This window comes from Bifidobacterium hominis (genome assembly GCF_040095915.1).
In the GTDB taxonomy this organism is placed as follows: domain Bacteria; phylum Actinomycetota; class Actinomycetes; order Actinomycetales; family Bifidobacteriaceae; genus Bifidobacterium; species Bifidobacterium hominis.
On record NZ_JBBMFR010000007.1, the window covers coordinates 92028 to 104436 of the forward strand.

The following is a 12409-nucleotide window of genomic DNA, read 5'->3' on the forward strand; positions in this document are numbered from 1 at the left end:
TGATCGCCTATGTTATTTGGCGAGTTGTGTGGTAGCGGGGGAGGCGAGTGTTGGCCTTGTACGTCGGATGCGTCCAAAAGTGAGGCCAAGACAGATAAAAGTCACTCCGAACAGTGCCACCAAGCCAATGGATGATGCCCATAGGCCGATATTCACGCCGGTGGATGCTGCGGTGCCAATGCCGAACACCTGATCGATTGACGTGCAGAACCACCATCCAGGCAACAGCTTGCCGATGGTGATCATGGGATCCGGCATCATGTCCGTAGGAAATGACATGCCGGAGGTGAACATGACCAGCAGAGCGAACACGTTGACGAAGCCATTCGTCGCCATTTCGTTGAAGCCTGTCGATCCCAGCAGAAAGCCGCATGCGATCGCCATGAACGTGTAAGTCAGCAGCGACACGAATGCCAGTCCGACATTTATGATGGTGAGCCCGTCAAAGGAGACTCCGGCCAACATCATCAGCAGGAACGTCACCGCAGTGTAGGCCACGCATACCAGCAGGCCGAACGCTCCGCATGTCAACATTTGCTGTGCTTCCAACGATACCGTGCGTGCGGGCGACGAGTAGAGTCTGCGCCTGATCTCGCTGTCGTTGAACGTGCTGACCACCAGGAACGTGCATATCGGCATGACCAGCAGCAGTGGATACAGGCCGGTTTTGATCGTGCCCGCGAATGCCGACGCACCCGGTTTGACTATGCTTTCATCTTCGGAAGACGAAGACACCACGGCGATATGTGATTGTTTCGTATCGTCGTTGGCAACATCCAACACCGTTGTCATGGCGGTGCCGAGTTCGCGTTGCGATTGCGGCAGACCAAGATAGGAGGTACGCGTCAAAGAAAGGAATTCGTTGACTTCCAGCTGGGCCAGGGATCCAGCTCCGGAAGCATAGCTGACCACGGTATCGATGGTTGGCTGCGCATCCGTGCCGCCGTCCGCGTACTGTAAATAGTGCTCGGCGAAACCTTCTGGAACAATCGCAATCAAATCAACATAATTCGATGCGACAGCCTGCTGCAATGATACGGAATCGTCGTCAATGTCGACCATCTCACCATCCAAGGCGAGATAGGAACGCAACGATTCCGCCACATGCTCAGCGTTGTTATCACGGTCGATCACTGCGATACGGGCTGCTTTCGGCTCATACGTCGACGATCCGGTAGCTGAGGAGCCTCGCATGATCTGCCAGCTGATGGAGAGCATCATCGTGCCGATCAGCACCAAGTAGATGATCACATATAATTTGCGTGCCTTGAGAATGCGCATCGCAGCTTTACAGGTGTTCATAACGCTGCCTCCTCAGCAGAACGGTCGCCACGGCAAGGCAGACCAGGCTCATTGCAGCCAGCACGCCCACCGTGGTGAGGAACGGCAGGAAACTGTCGTAATACAGAATGTCGTAGAACAGGTTCGTTACCTGCTGTGCCGGATTCAATGTGCTCAATATGGGCGCGTGCTGCGCTATCTGATCGCTCAGAGCCATGGCGAACGAACCATACAAACCGGAAAACAGTGAAAGGATGCAAGCCAGAGCCGTGCACAATCCCTGCTTGGCGCCTACGGGAATACCCGGCAATGCGCCGATTAATGTGCCAAACGCGCTCGTGGCGAACGATGCCATCAAACATGCGCACAAACCTGCCCATTCACGGCCGCCAAGGGAGATCTGACAACCGAAACGGATGTACAGCATGGCTACGGTCAGACTCAGGAACGAGCAGATCCAACTGGCAAGGAAACCGGCAAGCAACTGCTGCGATTTCGGCAAGGGAGCGACGGAACGTCGGATGCCAAGCGCCGAAAGATTCGCCTGTGCCATCGACACCGCGTTCACGGCGAAACTCATGGCCATCATCGCAGCCATGCCAAGCAGCGCGTAATAGTAGCGTGCGGTGCTGCTCGGTTTGAAATTCGTCAACTGGATTTCTTTCGTGAACCCGCTTGACGATCCGATACTGCCGGTGAATGCGTCATCCAGCAAAGCCGACGGATTATGCTGCACGGCATTGACCACCACGTCGGTGTTGCGATTGTACAAGTCCACGATATTGCCCAATACCGTCAGGGAAATGTCCAAGCCGCTGCTTGATGCCATCGCATCCGTGACGGACGATTGCGTGGCCTGTGAAATGGCCAACTGCAGTTTCCCTTCGCCGTCGACGGATAGCGCGCCTTGCGCCTTCCCGTCGGAAAGCAGCTGATTCGCGGCCTGCACTGAGCTGGTTTTCGTGGCCGTGATGAGCTTTGGCATGGCACCATCACCACTATTGGCCTTTTCATGATCGCCGTCGGAGCCGGACGAAATGCCGTCAACCAACGTTTGCGCGCCAGAGGAGGCGCGCCAATCGTCATTGTCGACCACGACGACATCGATCGTGTGCAATTCGTAACTTTCTGCGATATTACCGAACATGCCGTTGAACATGGTCGCCAGAATGATGGGAAAAGCGAACAGCCAGAACAGTGACGACTTTTCCCTGAAATGAAGTTTCAGATTGACCAGCAGTGTCTGCAGCATAATGCCAAACCTTTCAGATCATGGTTTCCACTAGTCGCGCAACGCGGTGCCGGTCAGCTCGAGGAACACGTCGTTCAGCGTCGGCTGCCGAGAGGAAAGATGCCCGATATTCGTTCCGTTGGTTTTCAGCAGCGTCAGCACGTCAAGAAGATTGTGGTCGCCTCTGCGGCAACGCACCGTCAATTCGTGACCGTCATAATCGGCGCCGACCACACATGGCAGCGCTCTCAACTCTTCCAACGTCTTCCTTGTGCCGGACTCATCGTGAGCACCGCCCAAGTCATCGGTTTCCACACTGATACGTTCTCCGGTGTCGATCATCTTCTTCAACTCGTCGGCGGTGCCCAATGCCAGATGCCTGCCATGATCCATGATGAGAATGCGGTCGCAGATCTGTTCGACCTCCTCCATGTAGTGGCTCGTGTAAATCACCGTCGCGCCTTCGCGGTTAAGCCGCTGAATGCCTTCCAGAATCGCATTGCGGCTCTGCGGGTCGACGGCAACGGTCGGCTCGTCGAAGAAAATCAGATCCGGCTTATGCGCCACACCGCATGCGATGTTCAATCGACGAAGCAAACCTCCCGACAGTTTCGAAGGACGGAACTTGCGGTAATCGCGCAAGCCCACGAAATCCAGCGCATCCTCAACCAGCGCATGACGGCGTGCCCTGTCAGGCACATACAGCGAGCAGAAATAATCGATATTCTCCTCAACCGTCAACTCATTGAACACAGCCACATTCTGCGGCACAATGCCGATGCGGCGTTTCAGCGCATAACTAGTCGGGCCAATCGGTTCGTCAAACACACGTACCGTGCCCTCATCGAACGTCAACAATGCGAGAATGCAGTTAATCGCTGTGGTCTTGCCGGAACCGTTCGGTCCAAGCAAACCGAAAATCTCACCTTCACGCACGTCAAGGTCGAAATAGTCAAGCGCCAGCATATCCCCATACCGTTTGACCAGCTTCGACACCTTGACCGCGCTGCTGGAGCTCTCACCTGTTTGCCTTTCCGTACGCTCGCTCATCGGCTCTCCTTACCTCGCATGTTCCAACAGCGATAACCGCCGTTTACGATATGATTCCATTGTCTCCGACCAAACGGCGACGACATGGTGTCTGAGGTCATAAACCTGGCGCAACACAGCCATATGGAAGATGACAAATGTCACCTTCGTGGCAAGGATGGCCCGCAACGGCGGCAACGTACACTACGCTGGTAAGACATAACCACAAGAAGCGTCGACGATGGAGGAAGGCGTGCGGCGATTATTGCTTCAAGCCATATTCCTCACGTTCGGGCTGATCGCAAACCTGTATATCGTCGGAGACGTATCGGCTGAACTGGTATGCGGCGCGTTGCTGGGCATATGCTGTGCCTCGGTAGGGGAATACGCGCGCTCGTCGGCATGGACCATCGCCATACTGTTGATGTTGGATTGCGGCGCATGCTTCACGCCATCATGGGGCGCGATGATGCCGGTCGCCGCATACAACGCGGCCATGCTGCCCGCCATATCGCAGAACGTCGAACAACCCCGTGCGGGACGGAACCATGCCGGCGTGCGTTCGCAATTGCTGAGCATGCCACAATACGATGCGATGCAAATCACGACGGTCATCGCACGATGGGCGTGGATCATTCCCGTAGTGGCGACCTTGGTCCGTTGCCGTAATGCAGGCGCGCATGCGGATGATATGGGAGCTGCACTCATCGCCGTACTGCTGGCATTGCATATAGTGTTGGGATTCATGGTTGGCCTGTTGTGCGCGCGCAATGTCACGCTCACCCGGCAGAACAAGCGGCTTCAGGATTCCAAACGTGACCAGATCCGCCGACTGCGCTCGCAATTGGCGGAAAGCGAGGAAGATCGCGCCGCATCGGTTCGTGTGGCCACGCTCGCGGAGCGTACACGCATAGCGCGCGAGATTCATGACAATGTCGGCCATATGCTTACCCGGGCCATCATGCAGTCCGAAGCGGCTCAAGTGGTGGCTCAGGTTTCTGGCCAGGAGCAGGCGGCTCAAGGGTTCGCGCAGATTCACGACACGGTGGGCGAGGCGATGACGTTGGTGCGGGGCGCGGTGCATGATCTGAAAGACGAAGGCATGGATTTCGTGGCGCAGATTGAGGCGTCCGCGCATGGTTTGGACGATTCCAGTACAGTGAACGTCACCTTGAGCAACGGCATCGATGCGGCTCCGGCTGCGGTGTCACGCTGTTTCGCCACGACGATTCGCGAGGCGTTGAACAATACGATTCGCCATAGTATGGCGCGCAATGTCGATATCACCTTGCGTGATTTTCCTGCGTTATGGCAGCTGCGCATACAGGATGATGGCGCCCTGTGGAGCGATGGCTCCCAAGGAAACATCAACGGTATGATGGGGGAGTCTTCCGCTCGTTTTCGCCAGTTCCATGATGCCGCGCGTACGGCGACGATGCGTGATGCTTCAGGCATTGGATTGGCGGATATCGAGGAGCGTGCGCGGGCGCTCGGCGGTACCGCGGTGTGCGGCCCGTATCATGAGGGGTGGCGGGTGTTCATGTCCATTCCCAAAACGGACGATGATGCGGCAGCGTCCGCAACAACGAAGGAGAACGTATGATGCGAGTCGCAATCGTCGATGATGATCCAATTGTATGCTCGTCGCTGTCCACGATTCTCAAAGCGACAGGCACGGCCGATATTGCATGGACGGCCTATGATGGCGAAACCGCGGTAGGGCAGTATGAAGAAGATAATCCGGACGTGCTGCTGATTGACGTGCAAATGCCGGTCATGGACGGTCTTGCCGCGTCGCGAAAGATCATCGACGCCCATCCGAATGCGAAAATCCTGATACTTACCACATTCGCGGACGAATCGTACATCGCTGAGGCGTTGGAAATCGGCACCAAAGGCTACCTGATCAAACAGGATGTCTCATCGGTGATTCCCGCAGTGCAGTCGGTGATGGCCGGACAGGTGGTTATGGGAGCGCAGGTGTTGCGGAAACTGCATGTCAATAAAGCGAGTCAGACGCAGCGTCACGTTTCGCAAGCTGGCGATAACGGGGAAAATCGTTTTTCCGGTCGTTTCGCGAATCTCACTGAGCGTGAGCGGGACGTGATGCAACTGGTCGCCGAGGGGTACGATAATCGTGAGATCGCTGCGAAACTGTTTTTAAGCGAAGGCACGGTTCGCAATCGTATCAGTGATATTCTCGCGAAAACGAACATTACGAATCGTACGAAACTTGCGGTCGAATGGCTCGCATGCCAATAGGAAACGTCGATAAACGGCAAACTCATCAAAACGAACAGCGGTTTCAGTGCTTGCGTAGGCGATAGGCCTTCCACACGTCGCTGAGCTTCTGGCCGTTCGACGTGCGCTTCCATACGGTTAATCCCGCCGAACTGCCGCCGACGGCGCGTGCGGCCGCGGTTGGCGTGGAATATTCGTTGCCGTCATCCATGCGCAGCTTGCCTTCCGCGGTGACGGTTGCCACCCAACGTTCGCCCTTGCGAGGCCGATCCCACACCAGCGTCTCGCCGGGAATGAGCAGACCAGCGGCGAGCACCTGCGCGATGGACACACGTTTGGACGTCGGCGAGGTGGACGTGTTCTTAACGCTCAACGATTCCTCGCTGAGCGTGGACAGATCATTGCGTTCGGCATCATAGCGGATATTCCAATAGTCGGCGATCAGACGAACGGTCTCATCCTGTCGATACTGCAAGGTTTGAGGCGTGCAGTCCGCGATATCGGCCAGCTCCGCGGTGAGTGGGAACCGTTTTGAACTCGATGACAGCAGCATGCGGTCACGACGGTCCTCATAGGAGGCCAATTCTGCGATCTGCTTGTCGTTGGCCTGGCTGAGCGCAAGATTGCCGATGCGGTTGGTCCAATGGTCGCGCGTCGCCTCAGGCCATGCGGCGAACGATGAATCGGAAGCCACCTGCTCCGGCATGATCGGCAACGCGTTGAGGCTACGTGGACGGATGATACGATGTCCGGCTCGCTGCTCGTTGGCGCGTACCAGCAGCAGTTTCTTCATGGTGGGACTGGTCTGCAACTCGCCACGCAGGTGGGCGAGCGCGCTGCGGCGGTCTTCGTCGGTGATGAGCAGTCCTCGTATTTGTTGGATGGTGTGGTTTTTGTCGAGGTCGCGAATGGTGCTGGCTGAGCGTGTGCGGCGGCTGAGTGGGGTTTGTCTGTTGAGACTATCCACACCGGTTGCGCGTTCCAGGGCCGCGAGTACGTCGTGGAGTCGTTCGAGGTCGTGCAGCTGTGGTTCTTCGAGGTCTTTTTTCGAGGTGCGTGTGGCTGTTGGCGCGTGTGTGCCTGGAGCGGAGAATATGCGTGTGTCGGGGTTGCCGAGGTTGCGTATGGAGTTGACGAGTGCCCACATGGCTACTGGTTTCCAGTCGGTGGTTTGGTAGTCGTTGAGGGATACGAGTTGGCCAATGATGTCATCTGGCAGGTTGGCATCGGTCGGATGGTCGATGATGCGCCAGGCGTTGGCGTAGGGGGCTAGCAGATCGTCGATGAAGGAGATGACGTTCTGTTTCTTGACGTACGGTTTGAGCACGTCTTTGCGGAATTCCTCAAGCAGTTGCGTGCAGACGGCTTTATGCGAGATGATGAGGTGGATATCGCTGAAGAACGCTTCGAGTGTTTGTGCGTCATCGCCGAGCGGGTCCATGATGTCGTCCCATCGGGAGGCGTAGGCGTTGCGTGCGGCTGGGGAGATTTCCGCGATGGTTCTTGCTTTGAATACGTCGGATGCGGTGAGGGGCACTCCGCGCATGTTCATGACGTCGAAGATGCGGTGTGCGCCGGCGAGGTCGTCGGTGGTTACGATGACGAGGGTGACTTCGTTGACGAGGTATGAGGCGAATGCGCGGCGGTCTTGGGTTGGCATTTTCGCGAGTTCGTCGAATACTTGTCTGGTGTTGATGGCGATGTTGCGTTGCGCGTGCGATTCGATGTCGTTGTCGCGCAGGTCGAACAGTCCTTCCAGATCGCCTTCCTGCACGTACATGCGGAAGAAATTGGTGTCGCGTTCGCGTAGTTTGAGGCGTGGCTCGGCTTTGATGCCGCGTAGTTTGTCTCCCGGTTCGACGATGAGGTCGTTGAGGCTTTCGATGAGTTCGGGGTCGTCTTCCAGTTCGCGTAGTACGGAAATGATGATGGAAAGTGAGATGAGGCGTTGTTGTCCGTCGATGACCTGGTATTTGGTTTGTCCATCATGGACGAGTATTAGCGATCCGAGGAAATACGGTGTGTCCGGATCGTGGCATGCGTCCTGCAGATCGGTGACCAGTTGCGCGATGTTTTCCGTTTGCCAGGTGTACGCGCGTTGGAATGATGGGATGACGAATCGGTAATCCGAAGTGAAAATCTTGCCTAATGGTTTTTCCGTTGCGTTGATTGACATGGCGTTCCCCCTCGTTGCGTTGCTCTGTGTTCAAGTGTACGAGTGTGTGATGTCATAGTCGTGGCGGCAGGTTGGCGCGTTCCACTAGGCGGGCCATTTGCACGCGGCCCATGTAGAGTTTGTCTGCGGCTGATGAAAGATGCGCTTTGACCGTGCGTTCGGAAATGAACATTCTTTCACTGATTTCTGCATTTGCGAATCCTTCGGCCGCGAGGATGACCGCTTCACGTTCGCGCTCCGGCAAAGCGTCGAGCATGGCGCGTGCTTCGTCACGTCGGGACTGAGTCTGTTGCTGGTGCAGGTGAACACAGCGCTGATGCGTCCGGAGGAATAATCCTCCAAAATCAAACGCATCATCTGGCAGATCATCGGATCATCATCAATCACGCCGACGGTGATCGGCTGCTCGTCATGGTTACGCTCGGTGCTCACCCAACCCATGGTAGTCGCACATCAAGGTGGAAGACGTTATGTTGGTCAAAACCATATTGGCATGCTCCACCAGCTCTCCGAACACGTTCCGCCAAACTGGGAAGTCCAGCCCCCTTCCTTGGATTTGCCGTATCGGGATGAGATTGCGATATCGTCGGATTGCTGACATGCACATGCACTCCTTGTGAAGGATTCGCATTGACCTGCAACGTCACCGGCGTTCCAAGCGCATGTCTACGCGCATTGCTTTGCCTGTCCGTCCTAAATGTTTTCCGATAAAATGGACGCTATTGATTCCTAATATTAAAACCAACTTGCTCTTTCGTCCCTAAATTCGGGCAAGTCACTATGCTCATAAGGATTATAATTATTCAAATTGCAACCAAACTCTTTCAATGATTTTATTTTATTATCCTTTGTCCATTCAACCAGGGAAATTCCATCAAATTCCTCTATGCTCCCATTGTTCATTTCATTTTTGAAATACCACTCCACAATCGTCTGATTTCCTTTGTGGAAAAATTGTTTGATTTCCCAAGCAACGACTTTGCCACGAGTATTCCATTCCTGAAACCAGTGCTTTACGATTTGACGGTTATTATATTTTGGACTCCAACTTTCAGTATAAATTACATCTTCTGCAAAAATATTATCAATACCTAAATCCTGTTTTGTAAGCCACATTTCAAACCATAAGTGAATAATTCTTTCTCTTTCATTCACAATCCGGCACCTCACTAACTTCCGATTTTTCGGTTTCGTTCTACATCAAAACTATGAACAATTCAACCATAGAAAGCGAGGTATCAAAACTTATGTATTACACCCAAGAACAGATAGACCGGGCGAACTAAGCTGACCGTTTTGTTCCTGCAATCACAGGGCGAGCAGCTTACCCGCGCCGGACAGGAATACCGCTGGACGCGGCACGACAGCCTGACCGTCCGGGGAAACAAATGGTATCGCCACAGCCAAAGCAAAGGCGGCGGCCCCGTTGATTTTGTCATGGAGTTTTCGGCAAGAGCTTCACCGAAGCCGTTGAACTGCTGACAGGAGAAAAAGGCGCAGCCCAACCGCCGGACATCAAGACCGTTTATCTCTGCCTTGACAGCGACGAAGCCGGAAACGACGCTTGCAGCCGCCTCGTGAAGCTCATGCCGGAGGGCTGCGCCGTCCACCGGCTTATCCCTCTTTTCAAGGATTGGAACGAGGTGTTGCAGCACCGGGCGGAAATCACAGACGGAAAGTTTTTGCGGGAAGCAGTCTACGGCTTGAAAGAGCCACCACAGGAGGAAATCGTTGAGATTATCCGCATGAGCGAGATTGACACACAGACCGTCGAATGGCTATGGAAACCGTATATCCCCTTTGGGGAAATAACCATAGTACAGGGCAACCCCGGCGAGGGAAAGACCACATTTGCGCTGCGCCTTGCCGCTGCCTGCACCACTGGCGGGATGCTTCCGGGCATGAAGCCCATGCAGCCGTTTCAAGTGATTTATCAGACCGCCGAGGACGGTTTGGGCGATACCGTCAAGCCCCGCTTGATAGAAGCTGCCGCAGACCTTGACCGGGTGCTTGTGATTGATGAAGCAAAACGGGAGCTTACCCTGTCCGACGAGCGCATAGAGAAAGCAATCATACAGAACGGGGCGCGTCTGATTATCCTTGACCCCATACAAGCGTACATGGGCGAAAAAACCGACATGAACCGGGCAAACGAAGTGCGCCCCATGTTCCGCCGCCTTGCCGATGTTGCGGAGTGTACCGGGTGCGCCGTTGTGCTTATTGGACACTTAAACAAATCAGCCGGAGGGCAGAGCGCATACCGGGGATTAGGTTCTATCGACTTTCGCGCCGCAGCAAGGAGCGTCTTGCTGATCGGGTGCGTGAAGCGTGAGCCGAATATCCGGGCAATCGTGCATGACAAATCTTCTCTTGCGCCGGAGGGCAAGCCGATGGCGTTCTGTCTTGACCCCGAAACGGTCTTTTCGTGGGTAGGCGAATATGACATCACCGCCGACGAGCTGCTGTCCGGCGCGGGCGGCAACAGCGCCACCAAAACCGAACAGGCTGAAAGGCTGATACTTGACCTGCTTGCAGACGGGAAAGAGCTTGCCAGCGAGGACATTGTAAAAGCCGCAGCCGAAGCCGGAATATCCGAGAGAACGGTGCAGAACGCCAAGCGCAACATGAGCGCGGTTTTAGGCGCAAGGCGCGTGGGCGGTTCGATGGTACAACTTCATCAAGAAGGAGTAGCCCCCCGAACCCGCAAGCTGAAAGTGCAAAAGCAGACCCTTTGCACTTTGCACTTTCGCACTTTCACGATAATTTGCGTCAATAACTCAAAAAAGCACTTGACAAAACGCTTCATGGTGAGCCCCTCCTGCACCACACGATACGCGATCATGCTGATGGAATCATCTAACTGGCCCAACTGCTGAATATCGATCCACGTGTCGATCCGCATGCCCGTGGCACGAACGTCACCAATCAACCGCAACAGCGAATCGCGGGTCAATTCGGCAGACTGCAACGCATCGCGCACCTGGGACCAGATGGTCGCCGCCGCTGCGGTCAATACGGAACGAAGCGTCATCTTGACATCCTGACGCCTGGCGAGCAGCGGAGTCAATGCCATAAGCACGATCAGCGAATCGAAGGGGAGCACCACCACCAGTAGGCATGCGGTCCAGAACACTGCCTGCGGGTGGCTATTGCGGGACAGAAGGATCAAGCCCGAAGAAATCGCAACGAGCGCGCATAGGATCATCCATAAATAAGGTGCGCTATCCTGCGCATACTGTTGGGACGCGAAAGATGCCTGCGCCAGACAGGCGAAACTAGCGCACGCCATCATCGGTATGGTGCACCAGATTCTGGTGCGTACCGGTACGTCGACGGGGGAAGGTCCGAAAGTTTTCCAAAACGGTCAGGAACTCGACACCGCCAAAGTGACGCACAAGTTCGCCATCTGACATGGCATGTCCCAGTCTTTCGCGTCCGGCACACTCCCCGTGTCGAACGCGAAACCTATGCGGGCTTTGAAGAAAATACGAGATTAAGCCAATATTCATGAAATCGTCAGGAAAATGCCGTATCGTGATGCGCAATCGAGCAAAAAGGAGCGATTATGGCATTCGGTCAGCAGCCCCAGGGTAACAACGCCCAGAATAACGGCTTCAACAATCAATACCAGTACAACCAACAGTACAACCAGTACAATGCGCAGCCGCAATACGCCTACACGCCGAACGGTACCGCCGCGGTCAACGTGCAGGCCACCTATTCCTACGAGCAGGCCGAACGCAGTTCCGTCAACAGCGCATACACGCACATGACCCTCGGTTTGATCGTCACCGCCGTGGTCGCCATCATCACCCAAATGAGCGGCGCATACCTGGCACTCATCCAAACCACGGGCATCATCGGCATCTTCGCCCCCGCCATCATTGAAATCGTGCTTGCCATCTACCTTGGCGCGCGCATCCATACAATGAAGGTCTCCACCGCATACGTCATGTTCTACGTGTATGCGGCGCTCATGGGCTTCACCCTCAGCACCATCTTCATGGCCTACGATCTTGGCACCATCGGCATTTCCCTCGCATTGTGCGCCGGCTTCTTCTTCGCGCTCACCATGTTCGGACGCACCACCAAGATCAATATGCTCAAGGCCGGCCCCATCCTTTTCGTCGGTCTCATCGTGCTCATCATCGCCGAAGTGATTCTCATGATCTTCGCCCCCGGCAACACCACCCTCATGATCGTCTCTGCCATCGGCCTTCTGCTTTTCGCTGGTATGACCGTCTACGACGCCCAAGCCACCCGCGCGATGCTTGAACAGTATTCCGCCCAAGGCCCCGAAATGGTCAAGAAGGTTTCCATCCTTTGCGCGCTGAATCTGTATTTGGATTTCGTGAACATGTTCATGTATATTCTCCAACTCCTTGGCAATCGCGACTGAAATCCAAATGACGGAGCGTCCTCGGAATTGCTCCTCGGTCAACGTAACGGAT

General features: G+C 55.1%; 9 protein-coding genes and 2 pseudogenes. 5 read left to right on the forward strand and 6 right to left on the reverse strand.

Going from position 1 to position 12409, the window contains the following annotated elements; all coding sequences use genetic code 11:
• Nucleotides 1-12 precede the first annotated feature (12 nt).
• From WMO36_RS06345 to WMO36_RS06355, 3 genes are read right to left on the reverse strand one after another with little or no spacing between them, the layout of a single operon-like run.
• Nucleotides 13-1302 carry an ABC transporter permease gene (locus WMO36_RS06345; protein ID WP_349077165.1) on the reverse strand — a complete coding sequence of 430 codons (1290 nt, stop codon included), beginning with the start codon at nt 1300-1302 and terminating at the stop codon, nt 13-15.
• Nucleotides 1289-2533, reverse strand: coding sequence for an ABC transporter permease (locus tag WMO36_RS06350; RefSeq protein ID WP_349077166.1), 1245 nt, complete (start codon nt 2531-2533; stop codon nt 1289-1291). The genes WMO36_RS06345 and WMO36_RS06350 overlap by 14 nt, the downstream gene beginning before the upstream one ends.
• 30 nt (nt 2534-2563) lie before the next feature.
• Entirely contained in the window at nt 2564-3562 is a 999-nt protein-coding gene (locus WMO36_RS06355) for an ABC transporter ATP-binding protein (protein WP_099571279.1), read from the reverse strand.
• A gap of 232 nt (nt 3563-3794) precedes the next feature.
• Here WMO36_RS06355 and WMO36_RS06360 point away from each other — a divergent pair, with 232 nt between their 5' ends.
• Both WMO36_RS06360 and WMO36_RS06365 read left to right on the forward strand, forming a co-directional pair.
• Nucleotides 3795-5144 carry a sensor histidine kinase gene (locus tag WMO36_RS06360; RefSeq protein WP_349077167.1) on the forward strand — a complete coding sequence of 450 codons (1350 nt, stop codon included), beginning with the start codon at nt 3795-3797 and terminating at the stop codon, nt 5142-5144.
• Nucleotides 5144-5803 carry a response regulator transcription factor gene (locus WMO36_RS06365; protein ID WP_099571498.1) on the forward strand — a complete coding sequence of 220 codons (660 nt, stop codon included), beginning with the start codon at nt 5144-5146 and terminating at the stop codon, nt 5801-5803. The genes WMO36_RS06360 and WMO36_RS06365 overlap by 1 nt, the downstream gene beginning before the upstream one ends.
• A gap of 43 nt (nt 5804-5846) precedes the next feature.
• On the opposite strand, the gene WMO36_RS06370 is transcribed toward WMO36_RS06365, so the two are convergent.
• The 3 genes and pseudogenes from WMO36_RS06370 to WMO36_RS06380 all read right to left on the reverse strand — a co-directional run bounded on the left by WMO36_RS06370 (nt 5847) and on the right by WMO36_RS06380 (nt 9113).
• Nucleotides 5847-7958, reverse strand: a complete 2112-nt coding sequence (locus tag WMO36_RS06370; RefSeq protein WP_144171070.1) for a GmrSD restriction endonuclease domain-containing protein — start codon at nt 7956-7958, stop codon at nt 5847-5849.
• 52 nt (nt 7959-8010) lie between these two features.
• Nucleotides 8011-8247 (reverse strand): annotated as a pseudogene (locus WMO36_RS08370) (response regulator transcription factor); the annotation flags it as partial.
• Nucleotides 8248-8693: 446 nt separating this feature from the next.
• A complete protein-coding gene (locus WMO36_RS06380; RefSeq protein WP_099571277.1) occupies nt 8694-9113 on the reverse strand; it encodes a nuclear transport factor 2 family protein in 420 nt (139 codons plus the stop codon).
• Nucleotides 9114-9472: 359 nt separating this feature from the next.
• Between WMO36_RS06380 and WMO36_RS08375 the strand changes: the two are divergent.
• The 3 genes and pseudogenes from WMO36_RS08375 to WMO36_RS06395 all read left to right on the forward strand — a co-directional run.
• Nucleotides 9473-9595, forward strand: a pseudogene (locus WMO36_RS08375) (toprim domain-containing protein); the annotation flags it as partial.
• 6 nt (nt 9596-9601) lie between these two features.
• Nucleotides 9602-10834: an AAA family ATPase gene (locus tag WMO36_RS06385; RefSeq protein ID WP_435374691.1), complete on the forward strand. Its 1233-nt coding sequence runs from the start codon at nt 9602-9604 to the stop codon at nt 10832-10834.
• Nucleotides 10835-11523: 689 nt separating this feature from the next.
• Nucleotides 11524-12357: a Bax inhibitor-1/YccA family protein gene (locus WMO36_RS06395; protein WP_349077169.1), complete on the forward strand. Its 834-nt coding sequence runs from the start codon at nt 11524-11526 to the stop codon at nt 12355-12357.
• Nucleotides 12358-12409 lie beyond the last annotated feature (52 nt).